Below are 16,121 nucleotides of genomic sequence, written 5' to 3' on the forward strand. Positions count from 1 at the left end.
CGTGTATCCTTATTTCTCATTATGTTCCTGCTGCCCGTAATAAGCATTCTTGCCGTGTTTACGCAGATAATGCTTATCCAGCAGTGTCTGATTGATTGCATGGACATCCGCATTGATTTGCAGCGTTTTCAGTGCCATGGCTGCGACCGTTTCAAGGACAACGGCATTATGTACTGCCTGATCCGGCGTTTTCCCCCAACTGAACGGACCATGTTCTTTGACAATAATCCCCGGAATCGCCAGGGGTTCCTGCTGTCCGATGGTTTCTACAATGACTTTCCCGGTATTCAGCTCATAGTCCTGCTGAATTTCTGCATCGGTCAGAGAGCGGGTACAAGGCACATGGCCGTAAAAGTAGTCAGCGTGAGTTGTTCCCAGTGGCGGGATCGGCTTACCGGCCTGCGCCCAGGATGTTGCATTCATTGAGTGGGTATGGACAATTCCGCCAATCTGAGGGAAAACCCGGTATAACTCCAGATGAGTCTCCGTATCCGAGGAAGGGTTTAACTCGCCTTCAATCCGCTGTCCGCAGAGATCCACTACAACCATATTGGCCGGAGAGAGGTCTTCATACGCGACGCCACTCGGTTTAATCACCACAAGACCGGATTCCCGGTCAATTCCGGAAACATTGCCCCAGGTAAAGGTCACCAGATCGTGTTTTTGCAAATCCATATTGGCCTGCCAGACCTGCTCTCTCAGCAAATCCATCCGGGTCTTCCATGCAGCATCAACGACAAAATCGGGTGTAAAAGAAACATCAGTGGTCATGCGTCCCCCCTTTGAGAAGATTCTGTGTCATTCGAACGTTCTACAGACAGTTGCTCCAGCGACTGTCCTAACGTACGGTACATGGCGTAGCGGCTTTCCCGTACGCCGGGTATTGCTGATTCAGGCACATAAGTGCGGCTGATCGGACTCGCCATTTGCTTTTGTGCTTCCTGAGCTGTCGGATAGACTCCAGCGGCCACGGCAGCAAAAATTGCAGCACCCAATGCACAGCACTGCTCTGATTCAGCCACGACAATTTCCCGGCCAATCACATTGGCGCAGGTCTGCATCACATAAGGCGATTTTTGCGAAATCCCGCCAATCGCCACGAGCCGGTCAACGTTAACCCCCTGATTGACAAAACAGTCCACTATTGCTTTAGCACCATGAGCCGTCGCCTCGACCAGCCCGGCAAACAGGTCGACGGCTGTCGAACCCAGATTCAGTTCAGCAATTGCGCCTTTAAGACGCTGGTTGGCATCCGGCGTCCGGCGTCCGTTATGCCAGTCCACCGCCAGCGCCTGATTTCCACCTTCATCCAGTGCAGCGGCTGCCTGAGTCAACTGCGGGATCAGGGCATTTTCAAAATCGGTCAGATCAAAACTGACATCCGGATGTTCACTCAGATATTGCTGAACCGGCCAGAGCAGCAGACGTTTATACCAGGCATAAATATCACCGAATGCCGACTGTCCGGCTTCCAGCGCTGTCATATCCGGTAATGCACTGCCCAGAACCTGCCCACAGATTCCTGCAATCGCTTTGTCCGCCACCTGCGAAGGCTCAACCATCAGAATGTCACAGGTTGATGTCCCGATAACTTTGACCAGATCATGAGCACCGGCACCGGCACCGACGGCGCCCATATGGCAATCAAATTCACCAACAGCGATGGCAATTCCTGCTTCCAGTCCCAGTTGCTCAGCCCATGCTTCGGTCAGATAACCGGCAACCTGATCTGCGGTATAAACGTCGTGATACATGCGTTCCCGCAGACCAGCCAGAGTTGGCGACACGGCGGTAAGAAATGCTTCTGAAGGTAATCCGCCCCATGATTCATGCCACATCACTTTGTGTCCGGCAGCACACATGCCCCGGCGCAGAACATCTGGGTGCTGATTGCCACTCAGTACCGCAGGCACCCAGTCACACAACTCAACCCAGCTATAGGCATGCCGGGCAACAGCTGCATCCTGTTCACTCACCCAGGCTGCTTTCGCCCAGAACCATTCGGAAGAGTAAATACCGCCGACATAGCGGGTGTAATCAGGGAAATCGCTGGAGTGTGCCAGTTGGTTAATTCGTTCAGCCATCGGAACAGAGGTATGATCTTTCCAGAGGATAAACATGGCATTCGGGTTATCGGCAAATTCCGGACGCAGCGCCAGTATTTGCCCGTCAGCATCAATCGGAGCTGGCGTTGAACCGGTAGAATCGACACCAATACCAACCACAGACTGTGCGATGTCCGGAGTTACCTGTGCAACCGCCGCCTGTATCGCCTGAGTCATCGACTCCAGATAATCCAGCGGATGATGGCGAAACTGCGACTGTGCCGGCTGACAGTATCTGCCTTCTTTCCATCTGGGATACTCCGCCACCCCCGACGCCAGCTCGGTGCCGGAACGGGCATTGACCAATAAAGCCCGGACGGAATCTGAACCAAAGTCCAGACCGATCACACAGGGCTCACTCTTCTGTCTCTTCTCCATAACTCTCACCATTTTCAAGTCACCAGCACCATTCAAAGATTGCCATCATTTAAAAGTGCAGCGAGTTCACAGCTCATATTCAGTGTTGTCAGTTATAGCGATGGAATGGACGAGGGAACATGAACGCCGTGGCTAAAAATATGGATAAAAACGCCACAACTCTTTTTTTGAGCTTTAGTTTAAAAAATACGCAATTATGCACTTTATGTCGAAATATTACGGAAACGTCATGTATATAGGCATTAAAAGCCTACTTAAATCGAGGATAATATCATTTTGAGATCTGGGTCATGTTGTCTCACGCTATATGCATGGACAAAATAGCTACCTTTCATTGCTGTGATTTTCATCACTTCAATCCTTATCTGCTTGTACAAATAATGTCCCCGAAACAACCCTACAACCAGTGGATGGAATAGCAACATGAAGACGATAAGAAAAACACTCGCTGTCGCCGCTCTAGCAGGTACTGCATTACTCAGTGCCTCTGCTCATGCTTTTTTCGGTAACGATGATGACACACTCAAACTGGGTTATCTTGTAAAACAGCCAGAAGAACCCTGGTTCCAGACCGAATGGAGTTTTGCTGAAAAAGCCGGAAAAGAGTATGGCTTTGAAGTGATAAAAATGGCGATTCCCGATGGCGAAAAAACCCTCAATGCGATCGATACACTCGCAGCCAGCGGTGCCAAAGGCTTTGTTATTTGTACACCGGATCCTAAATTAGGTCCGGCGATTATGGCAAAAGCCAAAAGCTACGATTTAAAAGTAGTTACCGTTGATGATCAGTTCCTCAATGCCAAAGGCAAGCCTATGACCAACGTACCACTGGTCATGATGGCTGCCAGCCAGATCGGCCAGCGTCAGGGTCAGGAACTGTATAAAGAGATGACCAAACGTGGCTGGAATCCCGCCGATAGTGCTGTCATGGCTATTACCGCCGATGAGCTGGACACAGCCCGCCGCCGGGTTGACGGTTCAATCAGCGCCCTGAAAGCTGCCGGATTCCCTGCCAATCAAATCTATCGTGTCCCAACCAAAACCAACGATATTCCCGGCGCACTGGATGCAGCCAACTCTCTGCTGGTGCAATATCCGAATGTCAAACACTGGCTGGTTGTCGGTATGAACGACAACACTGTACTGGGTGGTATCCGGGCAACAGAAGGTCAGGGTTTCGATGCACAGAATGTCATCGGTATCGGTATCAACGGTGTTGATGCAGTGAATGAACTAGCCAAATCTAAACCGACTGGTTTCTATGGCTCTCTGCTCCCCAGCCCGGACGTTCATGGCTTTAAGAGTATCGAGTCACTGTACAAATGGGTCAAAGATGGTGTTGCACCGAAGAAATTCGTTGAAGTCACTGATGTTGTCCTCATTACCCGGGATAACTACAAAGCAGAACTGAAGAAAAAAGGACTGTAATATCTGGCAGGTGGCACGTCGTGCCACCTTCTGAACCCACAGGAGGCCACTATGGCAGCATTGCCCTCTTCTTTAGAGTTTTGTCAGATTTCCAAGCACTTCCCGGGAGTGAAAGCCCTTTCGAACATCAGTTTTCATGTTCGCAGCGGTAGCATTCATGCATTAATGGGAGAAAATGGTGCCGGAAAATCGACCTTGCTGAAAATCCTCAGCGGACTCTATCAACCCACAGAAGGACAGTTGATCATTGATGGTCAGTCCGCTGTGTTCTCTTCAACCGTCGATGCACTGGATCACGGCATCGCCATTATTTATCAGGAACTGAATCTGGTCCCTGAGCTCAGTGTCGCTGAAAATATTTATCTGGGTCAGTTACCGACCAGAAACGGCTCCGTTGACCGGGAAACACTTCACCGCAATGCACGGGAACAACTGGCCCGGCTGGGAGAAGACTTCGATCCGTCCCGTCCGCTGAAGGAATTTTCTATTGGCCAATGGCAAATGGTCGAAATCGCCAAAGCGCTGAGTCGCAATGCACAGATTATCGCCTTCGACGAACCCACCAGTAGTTTGTCGCAGCGGGAAATTCAGAATCTGTTTAAAGTTATCCGTGAACTACGTAACGACGGCAAAATTATTCTTTATGTATCACACCGGATGGAAGAAATCTTCGAACTGTGTGATGCCATCACCATCTTTAAAGACGGAACCCACGTTCAGACTTTCGATACACTGGACGAGCTGACTCACGACCGGTTGGTTGAGCTGATGGTTGGCCGGGAAATCAACGATATCTATAACTATCGCGGCCGTGAATACGGCGCCAGTGGCCTTAAGATTCATGAACTGATGGGGCCGGGACTGAGCAAACCTGTCTCTCTCGACATCCGCCGGGGAGAAATTCTTGGGCTTTTCGGTCTGGTCGGAGCCGGACGAACCGAACTGACCCGGCTGATTTTCGGTGCGGATAAAGCCACTTCAGGTGAGATCTATGTTCAGGGTGAGGCGGTCCGTATTCAGTCTCCCGGAGAAGCGATTCGCAATGGCGTCACACTCTGTCCGGAAGATCGCAAAGCCGATGGTATCGTGCCGATTCTTTCCGTGCGGGAAAATACCAATATCAGCGCCCGGCCGGACTTTCTCAAATCGGGTGGACGGATTGATTTTCGCTGGGAAGAAAAAAACGCGGTCCTACAGTGTGAAGCACTGAACGTCAAAGCAGCTTCCCTCGACCAGCTACTGGGTGAACTTTCCGGTGGTAACCAGCAGAAGGTCATTCTGGCCCGCTGGCTCTCTACAGACATGAAAGTCATTCTGCTGGATGAACCTACCCGGGGCATCGACGTCGGGGCAAAATCTGAAATTTACGAACTGATCTTCAAGCTGGCAGAAAACGGCGTGGCCGTTCTGGTTGTTTCCAGTGATCTGCCGGAAGTCTTGGGTATCTCCGACCGCTTGCTGGTCATGAAAGATGGCTCAGTTACCGGAGAGCTGCAACGCCACCAGTTTGATGAACAAACCGCATTACGTCTGGCGATGTTGGGTACAAGCAACCCTGTCGCAGCATAGAGGAAATCAGTAATGGCAATTACAACCACCAAACCAGAGACCACTGAGACGAAGAAACCGAGCATTGATTTATCCCACATCTGGGATAAATTCGGCATGCTTATAGTTTTTGCAGGACTGTTTCTGCTCTGTGCTTTTTTCGTCCCCTACTTCGCCACCTTTATCAACATGAAAGGTCTGGGACTGGCGATTTCCATGAGCGGCATGGTCGCCTGTGCCATGCTATTTTGTCTTGCCTGTGGCGATCTTGACCTATCGATCGCTTCAGTGATTGCCTGTGCCGGTGTCGTCACCGCCGTCGCAATCAATGCTACCGGCAGTGTCACACTGGGAATTATCGCCGGGCTACTTTCCGGGGTATTCTTTGGTCTGATCAACGGATTCGTCATCGCGAAACTTCAGGTCAATGCACTGATCACCACACTGGCAACCATGCAGATTGCCCGGGGGCTGGGTTATATCATCTCTGACGGGAAAGCCGTCGGTATCACCGAAGAAAGCTTTTTTGCTCTGGGGAACTCTTCCATCCTCGGTATTCCGACACCAATCTGGCTCACGATTATCACTTTCATTATCTTCGCATTCCTGCTCAACCGGACAGTCTATGGCCGCAACACACTCGCAATCGGCGGTAATGAAGAAGCAGCCCGCCTTGCCGGGGTGAACGTAGTGAAAACCAAACTGATCATTTTCACGGTGTCCGGATTCATTTCTGCACTGGCCGGAGTAATTCTCGCCGCCCGGATGACCAGTGGACAACCGATGACTTCTGTCGGCTTCGAGCTGGTAGTGATTTCAGCTTGTGTACTGGGTGGTGTTTCGCTCAAAGGCGGAGTCGGAAAAGTATCCTACGTGATTGCCGGGGTCTTGATTCTGGGGACTGTCGAAAATGCGATGAACCTGCTCAACATGTCACCATTTGCCCAATATGTTGTCCGTGGGTCAATCCTGCTGGCTGCGGTTATCTTTGACCGCTACAAACAGGCTTCAAGAAAGGTTTAAGTGGTGCTGTTTCATCTTATGAATCATGACATTTGCTAAATGTGATTCGATGAACTGATGAAAGAAAGCCCCCGAAAGAAATCATACTTTCGGGGGCTTTGCAGTGGAAAAGTTTTAAAACAGTATTACCGCATTACCACTTCATTTCACCGGTTGCGACTTTGGCACCGATATCAAGACCACCGGCAGGAAATTCCGGATAAGCTTTCTTCATCGCTTCAATCAACTGACCGGAGTTTTTCGCTTTCGCCAGTTCAGATTCAAATCGCTGGATATAGTCACGGGTAAAGACAGCAGCTTTGCTACCTTCAGGCTCAGAGCCGACAAAATGGCCCGGAATAACACGCTCAGGTTGCAGCGCGATCATTGCGTTCATCGTGTCGATCCGGTGCTGTCTTGCAGCTTTAGTCTGGCTGTCCGCCATCCATACATGCAGGCCGTAAGAAACGGCAACACCACCAAATGCTGTTTTCACGGAAGGTGCCCATAAGAAAGCATCATCGGTATCCAGCGCTTTCACTTCGATCGCCTGACCTTCCAGCATGATTTTATCGCTATCCATCACTTGAGGAACAAAGACTTTCTCAGGTGCACCATCACCCAGAATTGGTCCCCAATAAGCAAGTTTGGCATCTTTGGTAGCTTTAATATGGTCAACAACATGCTGGCTGGCCATAATTTTTACATCAGGAAATGCCGCGACAATCGGTTCTAATCCGAAGTAGTAGTCCGGATCGCCACCACTAATATAAATAGCGGTCAGCTTTTTACCGCTTTTCTTGATCATATCAACCAGATTCTGGCCGTTTTTAGTATCAAACTGAGCATCAAACAGAATAGCGTCATGCTTACCGCTGACCAGCTCGGATGAAACCGGGAATATACCGCCATGCTGGCTGGCGTTATATGCCTGAACGTTCAATGAAGCTGCCTGAGCAAAACCACTGGCAACAACAGAGAGCAAAAGCATACCGAAAAGTGACTTTTTCATAAGGAACCTCTTTATATAAACTTTACCTGAAAACTGATGTAATCCAGTATATTCGAATGCTATTCGTTCAAATACATCATATTATTGACATGACTGTAGCATAAATCGAGCAAATCATATGGACCGCTTAACTGCACTAAAAGTATTCGTGGCTGTCGTTGAACAAGGCAGCCTGACTGCGGGAGCCGAACAACTGGATATGTCCCGCGCGATGGCTTCAAGATATGTGGCAGAGCTGGAAAGCTGGATGGGAACCCGCTTACTGCACAGAACCACCCGTAGTCTGAGTCTGACCGGAGTCGGAGAAGACGTTTTGGCTCAGGCCAGAGCCATGCTGGCTCTGGGAGAAGAGATGGAACAGATGGCAATTCATCCGGACAGTGCGCCGAAAGGATCGCTGCGGGTGACCTGTAGTTACTCATTCGCCGAAGACTTCCTGATGGCAGCCGCCGATGAATACCTGAGTCAGCACACTGGTGTAAGTGTCGATGTACTGGTTGTTGACCGCGCCGTCAATCTTGTCGAAGAACGGATCGATCTGGCGATTCGTATCACCAATGACCTCGATCCGAACCTGGTTGCCAGAAAACTGGGCACATGCCGCTCTGTGGTCTGTGCCAGCCCTGAATATCTGGCAAAACATGGTACACCCAGAACCCTTGAAGAACTTTCGTCTCACAACTGTCTGACTTATTCCTATTTCGGTAAAAGCTTATGGCGTTTTACCGGGCAGGACAGTCAGGATGCTATTCCCGTCGGCGGGAATTTAAGTGCCAACATTTCTAACCTGTTACTGAAAAATACCTTGCTGGGAGGCGGTATCAGCCTGCAACCTTATTACTCGGTCGCTCATGCGCTGAAAGAAGGAACACTGATACCACTGCTGACAGATTATGAGCCGAATCAACTGGGAATCTACGGTCTGTATGCAACCCGCAAACAGATGTCACCACTGCTGAGAAGCTTTATCGACTTTCTGGTTGAGAAGATGGAAAAAGACACCATGTGGCAAAAAACCGGGCCAGCTTAGATACGCTGACCCGGCAAACAAGAAGCAACTGACCGGCTTATCCGCCTGATACGCAGGTCAGTGACAAACTCAAATCTGACTGTATGCCTGCGCAATCGCCGCGCCAAGGCGGGCATTGTTCAGCACCAGCTGGATATTGGCATCCAGACTGTTACCACCGGTCAGTTCGCAGACTCTTGCCAGCAGAAACGGCGTCGATGCTTTTCCGACAATCCCTTGTTCATTTGCCTCATCCAGTGCCTGTTCAATTGCAGCATTAATGGTCTCAACCGGCATCGCGTATTGCTGAGGAATCGGATTAGCAACCACAACACCACCCTGTAAACCCATTTCCCACTTCGCTTTCAATGCCGCAGCGATTGCTTCAGCACTGTCTAAACGGTAATCCACACTCTGTTCGCTTTCACGGGTGTAGAAAGCCGGCAGACTATCGGTCTGATAACCGACAACCGGCACACCCTGAGTTTCGAGATATTCCCGGGTCAGCCCGAGGTCGAGAATCGATTTCGCTCCGGCACACACAACGGCAACATTGGTATTCGCCAGCTCCTGTAAGTCGGCAGAAATATCAAATGTTTCCTGAGCACCGCGATGCACACCACCAATACCACCGGTGGCAAACACTTTGATTCCCGCCATCTGCGCCAGAATCATTGTTGCAGCAACGGTTGTTGCTCCGTCCTGCTGACCGGCAACCATGAACGGAATATCCCGGCGGCTGACTTTCGTCACTTCGGTTCCGGCCTTGCCCAGATACTCAATCTGCGCCTGACTCAACCCAACCTTTAAACGCCCTTCGATAATCGCAATCGTCGCAGGTACCGCACCGGCTTCCCGAATCGTCTTTTCGACCATCAAAGCGGTTTCAACATTACGCGGATAAGGCATTCCGTGAGAGATGATCGTTGATTCCAGCGCCACGACCGGTTGATGAGCTGCCAGCGCCGTTGCGACTTCCGGCTGAATATCCAGATATTTTTCTAACATGTTGATTCCTCAATCAGGCGCATCACCGCCTTATCTGACATCATTGAATTGATTGTGGTTCCGGATTGCAGAGTCAGCCTCGCCGCTGCCAATGCAAACGCAACACGACGTTCCCATGCCCACTCATGCAGATAGCCATGCACCAGCCCGGCCATCAGAGCATCTCCGGCTCCCGTAACATTTTGAATTTGTGTTGCTGTGGCCGGGATGAATTCTCCTTTCCCTTCCACACTTGCATAAGCACCCTGCCCGCCGAGACTAATCAATAAATGCCGTACACCTTGCTCATGCAGTCGTCCGGCAATTTCCGGCAACTGTCCAACCCGCTCAAAACGGCAGCCGGAGAGTAACTCGGCTTCGGCAATATTGGGTTTAAGGGTATGAATCTGAGCCAGATAAGGTGCAATTTTCCCGGCTTTGACCGAGGAAACCGGGTCGACGAACAAGGGTTTGTCGGCATAGGTATGAAACAGATAATCGAGTGCCGATTCGCTGAGATTGGCATCAATAACCAGAGCTGAGGCCCGATTCAGCGTACCACTGCGTTGGGATAATTTTTCCATATCCAGCGCTTCGATCAGTGCCATATCGTTGAGAGCCAACTGTAATTCACCCTGCGGGTCATGAATGGACAGATAAGTACTGCTCGCCCTACCGGGAACCACCAGACAGTGATCCACACCGACATTGACGTCGCGACAAGAAGTCAGTAGCTGTTCTCCCCACAGATCATCCCCGACCGCTCCAATGAACTGGACCTTACTTCCCAGACGTCCCAGATTCTCAGCAATATTGCGTGCCACCCCGCCCGGACCACAGGCCAGAGCGCCCGGATTCGAATCTCCCATGACCAGTGCGGCGGCAGAACGGCCACACAGATCCATATTCGCTCCACCAAGGACTGCCACATATCGCTCCGGTGCAATAACATAGCCTTTGCCCTGAATATATCCTTTGCGGGTCAGATTCATAATATGTCCCGCAACAGCACTACGACTCAGCCCCAGCATCTCTGCCAGTGCACTTTGTGCAATCATCGGATCTTGTTGAATCAGTGCCAGTATCTGCTGCTCACGCTCAGTCACAAACTTTTGTCCGGTTAACAAACATAAGTTTGTATATTGCATATTTTACATACAACCCACAACAAATTTTCGCCAACAGAACAGCGATATGACGACAGGATCACAGCTTCATCAGGTATTCAGCTCCCGCAGAGCTGCTCAGTCTGCCTGATAAAGCTGCTGTGCGAGAGAAATGAACGCTTTCACAGCCGGGCTGGATTGATGGTTATCCAGAACAGCCAGACCAATGCTGCGCTTTACCGGCGGAGAAAGCGGGCGACGAACATAACGGGTCGAATCACTGTCCGGCAGCGATGACTCCGCAACGATAGAAACGGCATCTCCGCTTCCGACCAGAGAAAGAATACTGAGCAGTTGAGAAGTCCGGTAACGAATCTGCGGCCGCAGTTTTTCAGCATGAAACAGGCGTGTCACCAAATCTGCCGACCCGGCACCGGTCAGCACAAATGGCTCATAACAAAGAGAAGACAAAGTCACAGACTCTAACTGACTCAGTGGATGGTCCGACGGGAGCAAAGCGACCATCTGATCTTCCAGCAGCGGAAAGACATCCAGATCGTTTTCCGGCAGAACCACAAATCCCACATCGATCCGGCGCTCTCTCAACCACTGGATAACCTGCGCATCCGGACCTTCATCAACATGAATTTCAATCCCCGGAAACTGTTTCTGATACTGGTGGATCATATGTGGCAGCAAGCGAACAGATGAAGTCGGCCCGAACGAACCAATACGCAATGTTCCCTGTTTCATCCCCTGAGCATCAGCGGCTTCCTGACGCATAGTTTCTGCCACACCCAACAAAGTCCGTGACCGTTCCAGCAGGCGGATGCCGATATCCGTCAGCTCAACCCGGCTCTGATGACGGTGAAACAGCTTCACGCCTAGTTCATCTTCCAACGACTTAATCGCATGTGACACTCCGGACTGCGAAATTCCAAGCCGTTGTGCCGCAATTGTGAAATGCAGGCTATCAGATAAAACAGAGAAGATTTCCAACTGGGTTAACGTCATCATTCGCCCTCATGAGTAAATGCTCATTTCCCTATGAGCAATCATATCGTTGAATATATAAAACCATATGAATCAGATCTTTTCTATGATCTTAAGAACTCACGGTTCTACAACTAAAACACAATTACAATGATAAAGGAGTGACAGGAATGGTTCATAAGTCACAGCTCTCCACGGATGGCATCTCATCATTATGGCCGGAAATTAACGGCTATTTTTTATCTTTTCAGACAATCCCTGCCAGTTGCCGTCCACAAAACGAGACTCAGTACACTTACCATCAGCTATTATCCGGTTTCGACGGCACTATCAGTTGTGAAATCAGAGAATTTTACCGCTTCAACCTGAATCTTGCCCAGATGAACTGGCGCGAAACCCAAAGACCGGAATTCAAACTAATCTATCAGGCCTGTGAAGCCTGGTCACGCTTTCAGTACGAGCAGGCTTATACGCTGATGAGAACTCACTTAAAGCGTTTTCCGACCGATGTCATTGCACTGTACATCCTGCATATGTTTGAGTTTTGCACGGGCCGCACAACCCGTTTGATCGATATTCTGGAACATTGTGATGCCGCCCTGCCCCGAACGCATTACCTGTATCCTTTCTATCTGGCAATCAAATCTTTTGTCTTCTGTGAGTGCGGACGATACGAAGAGGCGTTGGTCACTGGCCGGGATTCGATTGAGACCTGTCCGGAAAATATTTACGGCATCCACGCCATCGCACATGCACTGCACGAGACCGGGCAGTGGGATCAAATCATTGCGTTCTTAAATCAACATATCGATTCATGGATTCACAATCCCGGCATGCGCATTCACGTCTGCTGGCATCTTGTGATTGCTTACGAACAGAACCACATGCCGGAAAAGGCACTGGATACTTTCCGCACCTTGTGTGAATTAAAAGAGACGCCCTTTGCCAAGCAAGATCTCGATGCAGTCGGTTTTCTCTGGCGCCTGCATCTGAAATACGCCGATCACTCTTTTCAGAAACAGTGGCAGAAGCTGGCAACACTCTGGACTGGTGTGATTGAAAATTCGGTCTCTTATCTGCACAAACTCCATGCTGCACTCTCATTTGCCGCGACCGAGCAGCCTTTTCTGATTGAGAAACTCATCGCTGAAAGTGATGGATTCGGCATTGATCCGCAGACTCATCGTACAGGTATCGCAATCCTAAGAGCCATTCATCAAATGACTATCGGACGGTATCAAACCAGTTTATCCGAACTGGAGCAGAGCCAGCAGCTCTGGCACCTCATCGGTGGCAGCAATGCCCAGCGGGATATTCTCCGCCTCACCAAAGAATACGTTTATCAACATGTTCAACTCTCCGTTGAAAGAGCGAGTTAAAAATGAGCCACACCACTGAACTAAACAATCTCCCGGCAGTTGCCGGGCCTCGTAATCTGGGGACATACCTGAAACTCGCACTGGTCTCCGTCATCTGGGGCGGAACCTTTGTTGCCGGTCGGGCCATCAATCCGGAAATCCCGCCACTGGTTTCTGCAACGCTCCGTTTCTTACTGGCCGGAGGCACGCTGGCACTGGTGTTAATCCTGACCGGAAGAGGCTTTATCAGAGTCACCAAAAAGCAAATTCTGGTGCTGTTCGGCCTGGGCTTCTGCGGGATCTATACCTACAACCTGTTTTTCTTTTATGGCTTGCAGCACATCAGCGCCTCACGGGCCTCGCTGATTGTTGCAGCCAACCCGGCGATGATCGCCATCGCTTCTTTTCTGTTCTACAAAGAGCGCTTTTCCGCCACCCGCTTGCTGGGCATCATTCTATGTATTGTCGGCGCAGCAACGGTAATTATCAGCAAATCACCTCAGCTTTTACTGGATGCACAGCAGTCAGGCATCGGTGAAATCATGATTGTTGGCTGTGTCCTCAGTTGGGTCGCCTACAGCGTCTTCGGCAAAAAAACCGTACAGGCCATCGGCCCGCTCTATACGGTGACTTACTCCGTCTTAGCCGGGGCAGCAATGCTTACGCTGACCACTCTTTTCAGCGGCCAGCTCCACAGCGCAACATTTGCCGCGATTCATGTTCAGGACATGTTCAGCCTCAGCTATCTGGGCATGATCGGTTCAGCGCTGGCGTATATCTGGTATTACAGCGGAATCGAGAAAATCGGCTCAACCCGGGCCGGCGCATTTATCGCACTCAACCCCATCGCCGCCGTCTCCCTCGGCGCAATACTGCTCGGCGAACGCCTGACGTTCCTGATGTGTGTCGGCGGCCTGCTCGCCATACTGGGAATTCTGCTCTGCAACCGCCCGGAGAAAAGTAAGAGCAAGGTTCAGCACAAAGTGGAAGATGAGTCAGTGTTGTTGACGCAGGGAAGGTAAAATGGTTTGGCCCGAGGTCAGTTAGCTATGGTTTTGGATGTGTTTCTTCTGTCATTTGTTGACCTATTTTTGCTAATGGCAGAATATGTGTTTAGTTTTGCATGATGTGTTCGGCAGAGAATATTTAAAAGAGATTCCAGGTCCAGCCAAACCTGGAGGCTTATTGCCAGAGAAGCTAATGAATATGTACGAATCAGGTCGCTCTCATTATTACAACGTAATCAAATAAACATACAACAATTTTGTTCAGGAGAGATTTCATGGACTCCCTCTTTTGTCAACAATAGTTCGTTATGTATCAGTTAAGAGTTAAGAATGAATAAACTACTTTTATTAATTTGCATTACTTCATTCAGTGCTTTCAGCAAAGATGTCAGTCTTGAAAGCATATTTTCTAAGTCTCCTGTAGAAGGCACTATTGTCGTTGAAAACTTGGACGGCTCTGAAAAATACGTATTTAATCCAGACAGAGCAAAAACTAAATTAGCAGTTGCTTCAACATTCAAAATTCCGAACACGTTAATTGGCGTTGAAGAAAATATCGTATCAAGTGAGTCCAGTGTTTTCCCATGGGATGGAAAACAATATGATATCCAAGCGTGGAATCATGACCAGACGCTAGCATCTGCCTTCCAAGTCTCATGCGTCTGGTGCTATCAAGAAATAGCAAAAAAAGTAGGTGCCGAAAAATACAAAACATACGTTAAAGCCATACATTATGGCCACCTGCCAAACACCTTCGATTTAACTCAATTCTGGTTAGACGGTACGCTTAAACTAAATGCTTACGAGCAAGTTGCATTTCTCAAGCAGCTATACCACCAAAAACTTCCATTCAGCACTAAGTCTTTTAACGTGCTCAAAGAAGTCATGCTTGCAGAAAAAACTGAAAATTACTCAATGTATGCTAAAAGTGGCTGGGCTAGGCGAGTGAAGAATCCTGTAGGCTGGTATGTCGGCTACCTAGAAACCAAAAATGGAACTTGGTTTTTTGCTACGAACTTAGCAATCAAAGACGTAAAACAATTAAATTTAAGAAAAGAAATATCCATGGAAGTTCTTGAAAAAATCGGGGTTATTTCGAGTGCATTTGAAAAAATTTAGCAGGGATGCAGCATATGAAATTAGTAACTGGTTTCCTACTGAGCAAGAATCACTTTTATGGGGCGGGCACAGATTCGGTTGGCCAGTTCGGGCTAGTGCAATAATCGACCGTAGTGAGTTATCTAATATTGAGTTTTACACGTTAATTGAAAATTGTAATGTTCTAGGTTTTATTGAGCTTCAGAAAATCAATGAAACTGAAATGCGTTTGTGCCGGATTGCCGTCTCACCTCATCACCGAGGACAGGGTTTAGGCAAAAAGTTGGTTCAGTTATCATTGAATGAAATTAAGCATAGAAACTCATATAAAACAGTAACATTAGCTGTGTTCACGAAAAACAATGTGGCATATCACTGCTACCAATCTTTAGGTTTTACTGCTGTCGATAAAGAGCCAAAATGCAAAGAGTTCAACGGTGAAACATGGCCTTTGGTACAGATGGAAATCACTTTATAACAAGCGTTATATTCCCTGTAAGTTCTCAAAACAAATCGCTGTGGGAACCAATTCGTGCAAGTTGTAATTGCCCATCAAAAATGCGGTAAATAAGTACTAAATCTGGTTTTATATGGCAGTCACGAAAACCGGCCCAACTCCCAGTGAGTGCGTGGTCAACGTTGTGAGGTGCAAGAGTTTCACCTCTTTGCAATTGTGAAATAATATTGCCGATCTCAATGATGTCTGGGATCGGCATTTTGGTCATTGTCTTAAAGTCTTTTTTAAACTGGGTTGAGTATTCAAGGCTATACATTTTTTGCTTTGCCTTCGGTCAGGTCGTTGAGCATCGCATCAACGGACTCGGCTTTATGACCTTTACCTTCGACCAGCTCTTTCATAGCTGCAGCAGTGACCTCGTTAGGCTGTGCCACACGGAGTTCGAAAGGAATACCACCGTGGTTGATGACTGCTTTGGCAAACAATTTAATAGCTTGTGAGGTGCTTAAACCCATTTCATCACAAATGCTGGTAAACGCAGCTTTGGTGTCATGGTCTATGCGGGTGCTCAACATTTCTGTTCTCATATTAGTACCTATTTGCATACAATGTAATACATAGTCATACAAAAGT

The 16,121-nt window shown here is 48.9% G+C and carries 16 protein-coding genes; 8 read left to right on the plus strand and 8 right to left on the minus strand.

What is annotated here, in order from left to right:
* Positions 1–9: 9 nt before the first annotated feature.
* On the minus strand, positions 10–711 hold the full coding sequence (locus OCU74_RS15705; protein WP_087482050.1) for an L-ribulose-5-phosphate 4-epimerase: 702 nt from the start codon (positions 709–711) through the stop codon (positions 10–12).
* A 56-nt stretch (positions 712–767) separates the two neighbouring features.
* Positions 768–2,483, minus strand: coding sequence for a ribulokinase (locus OCU74_RS15710; protein ID WP_087481955.1), 1,716 nt, complete (start codon positions 2,481–2,483; stop codon positions 768–770).
* Positions 2,484–2,906: 423 nt separating this feature from the next.
* Between OCU74_RS15710 and OCU74_RS15715 the strand changes: the two genes are divergently transcribed.
* The 3 genes from OCU74_RS15715 to araH are packed head-to-tail and all read left to right on the plus strand — an operon-like array spanning position 2,907 to position 6,482.
* Positions 2,907–3,911, plus strand: a complete 1,005-nt coding sequence (locus OCU74_RS15715; protein WP_087481956.1) for an arabinose ABC transporter substrate-binding protein — start codon at positions 2,907–2,909, stop codon at positions 3,909–3,911.
* A gap of 51 nt (positions 3,912–3,962) precedes the next feature.
* A complete protein-coding gene (gene araG / locus OCU74_RS15720) occupies positions 3,963–5,480 on the plus strand; it encodes an L-arabinose ABC transporter ATP-binding protein AraG (protein ID WP_087481957.1) in 1,518 nt (505 codons plus the stop codon).
* A gap of 12 nt (positions 5,481–5,492) precedes the next feature.
* A complete protein-coding gene (gene araH / locus OCU74_RS15725; protein ID WP_087481958.1) occupies positions 5,493–6,482 on the plus strand; it encodes an L-arabinose ABC transporter permease AraH in 990 nt (329 codons plus the stop codon).
* Between the two features lie 133 nt (positions 6,483–6,615).
* Here the strand turns inward: araH and OCU74_RS15730 are convergent, their stop codons facing one another.
* Complete coding sequence (locus OCU74_RS15730; RefSeq protein WP_087481959.1) at positions 6,616–7,473, minus strand: MBL fold metallo-hydrolase; 858 nt, start codon at positions 7,471–7,473, stop codon at positions 6,616–6,618.
* A 118-nt stretch (positions 7,474–7,591) separates the two neighbouring features.
* Between OCU74_RS15730 and OCU74_RS15735 the strand changes: the two genes are divergently transcribed.
* Complete coding sequence (locus OCU74_RS15735) at positions 7,592–8,503, plus strand: LysR family transcriptional regulator (protein WP_087481960.1); 912 nt, start codon at positions 7,592–7,594, stop codon at positions 8,501–8,503.
* A gap of 69 nt (positions 8,504–8,572) precedes the next feature.
* Here OCU74_RS15735 and OCU74_RS15740 read toward each other — a convergent pair whose 3' ends face one another.
* From OCU74_RS15740 to OCU74_RS15750, 3 genes are all read right to left on the minus strand, one after another.
* Positions 8,573–9,490 (minus strand): pseudouridine-5'-phosphate glycosidase, encoded by a 918-nt coding sequence (locus tag OCU74_RS15740; RefSeq protein ID WP_087481961.1) that lies wholly within the window; start codon positions 9,488–9,490, stop codon positions 8,573–8,575.
* The gene (locus OCU74_RS15745) at positions 9,484–10,617 is read right to left on the minus strand and encodes a PfkB family carbohydrate kinase (RefSeq protein WP_234993613.1); all 1,134 of its coding nucleotides are present in this window, start codon (positions 10,615–10,617) and stop codon (positions 9,484–9,486) included. Before OCU74_RS15745 ends, OCU74_RS15740 begins: the two co-directional genes overlap by 7 nt.
* A gap of 96 nt (positions 10,618–10,713) precedes the next feature.
* The gene (locus OCU74_RS15750) at positions 10,714–11,592 is read right to left on the minus strand and encodes a LysR family transcriptional regulator (RefSeq protein ID WP_200807761.1); all 879 of its coding nucleotides are present in this window, start codon (positions 11,590–11,592) and stop codon (positions 10,714–10,716) included.
* A 146-nt stretch (positions 11,593–11,738) separates the two neighbouring features.
* Here OCU74_RS15750 and OCU74_RS15755 point away from each other — a divergent pair, with 146 nt between their 5' ends.
* From OCU74_RS15755 to OCU74_RS15770, 4 genes are all read left to right on the plus strand, one after another.
* Entirely contained in the window at positions 11,739–12,947 is a 1,209-nt protein-coding gene (locus OCU74_RS15755; protein ID WP_087481962.1) for a tetratricopeptide repeat protein, read from the plus strand.
* 2 nt (positions 12,948–12,949) lie between these two features.
* Complete coding sequence (locus OCU74_RS15760; RefSeq protein WP_087481963.1) at positions 12,950–13,948, plus strand: DMT family transporter; 999 nt, start codon at positions 12,950–12,952, stop codon at positions 13,946–13,948.
* A gap of 315 nt (positions 13,949–14,263) precedes the next feature.
* A complete protein-coding gene (gene blaOXA / locus OCU74_RS15765; protein ID WP_087481964.1) occupies positions 14,264–15,052 on the plus strand; it encodes a class D beta-lactamase in 789 nt (262 codons plus the stop codon).
* Entirely contained in the window at positions 15,033–15,509 is a 477-nt protein-coding gene (locus tag OCU74_RS15770; RefSeq protein ID WP_087481965.1) for a GNAT family N-acetyltransferase, read from the plus strand. Before blaOXA ends, OCU74_RS15770 begins: the two co-directional genes overlap by 20 nt.
* Positions 15,510–15,534: 25 nt before the next feature.
* Here OCU74_RS15770 and OCU74_RS15775 read toward each other — a convergent pair whose 3' ends face one another.
* Positions 15,535–15,804 carry a type II toxin-antitoxin system YafQ family toxin gene (locus OCU74_RS15775; RefSeq protein ID WP_087481966.1) on the minus strand — a complete coding sequence of 90 codons (270 nt, stop codon included), beginning with the start codon at positions 15,802–15,804 and terminating at the stop codon, positions 15,535–15,537.
* On the minus strand, positions 15,797–16,075 hold the full coding sequence (locus OCU74_RS15780) for a type II toxin-antitoxin system RelB/DinJ family antitoxin (RefSeq protein WP_087482053.1): 279 nt from the start codon (positions 16,073–16,075) through the stop codon (positions 15,797–15,799). Before OCU74_RS15780 ends, OCU74_RS15775 begins: the two co-directional genes overlap by 8 nt.
* Between the last annotated feature and the right edge of the window lie 46 nt (positions 16,076–16,121).

It is taken from the genome of Vibrio mangrovi (genome assembly GCF_024346955.1).
Classification (GTDB): domain Bacteria; phylum Pseudomonadota; class Gammaproteobacteria; order Enterobacterales; family Vibrionaceae; genus Vibrio; species Vibrio mangrovi.

What these genes read in the sequence shown, in the direction of transcription:
- OCU74_RS15705 (WP_087482050.1), bottom strand. Translation starts at nt 711, where the DNA reads ATGGATTTGCTGAGAGAGCAGGTCTGGCAGGCCAATATGGATTTGCAA.
- OCU74_RS15710 (WP_087481955.1), bottom strand. Translation starts at nt 2,483, where the DNA reads ATGGAGAAGAGACAGAAGAGTGAGCCCTGTGTGATCGGTCTGGACTTT.
- OCU74_RS15715 (WP_087481956.1), top strand. Translation starts at nt 2,907, where the DNA reads ATGAAGACGATAAGAAAAACACTCGCTGTCGCCGCTCTAGCAGGTACT.
- araG (WP_087481957.1), top strand. Translation starts at nt 3,963, where the DNA reads ATGGCAGCATTGCCCTCTTCTTTAGAGTTTTGTCAGATTTCCAAGCAC.
- araH (WP_087481958.1), top strand. Translation starts at nt 5,493, where the DNA reads ATGGCAATTACAACCACCAAACCAGAGACCACTGAGACGAAGAAACCG.
- OCU74_RS15730 (WP_087481959.1), bottom strand. Translation starts at nt 7,473, where the DNA reads ATGAAAAAGTCACTTTTCGGTATGCTTTTGCTCTCTGTTGTTGCCAGT.
- OCU74_RS15735 (WP_087481960.1), top strand. Translation starts at nt 7,592, where the DNA reads ATGGACCGCTTAACTGCACTAAAAGTATTCGTGGCTGTCGTTGAACAA.
- OCU74_RS15740 (WP_087481961.1), bottom strand. Translation starts at nt 9,490, where the DNA reads ATGTTAGAAAAATATCTGGATATTCAGCCGGAAGTCGCAACGGCGCTG.
- OCU74_RS15745 (WP_234993613.1), bottom strand. Translation starts at nt 10,617, where the DNA reads ATGCAATATACAAACTTATGTTTGTTAACCGGACAAAAGTTTGTGACT.
- OCU74_RS15750 (WP_200807761.1), bottom strand. Translation starts at nt 11,592, where the DNA reads ATGATGACGTTAACCCAGTTGGAAATCTTCTCTGTTTTATCTGATAGC.
- OCU74_RS15755 (WP_087481962.1), top strand. Translation starts at nt 11,739, where the DNA reads ATGGTTCATAAGTCACAGCTCTCCACGGATGGCATCTCATCATTATGG.
- OCU74_RS15760 (WP_087481963.1), top strand. Translation starts at nt 12,950, where the DNA reads ATGAGCCACACCACTGAACTAAACAATCTCCCGGCAGTTGCCGGGCCT.
- blaOXA (WP_087481964.1), top strand. Translation starts at nt 14,264, where the DNA reads ATGAATAAACTACTTTTATTAATTTGCATTACTTCATTCAGTGCTTTC.
- OCU74_RS15775 (WP_087481966.1), bottom strand. Translation starts at nt 15,804, where the DNA reads ATGTATAGCCTTGAATACTCAACCCAGTTTAAAAAAGACTTTAAGACA.
- OCU74_RS15780 (WP_087482053.1), bottom strand. Translation starts at nt 16,075, where the DNA reads ATGAGAACAGAAATGTTGAGCACCCGCATAGACCATGACACCAAAGCT.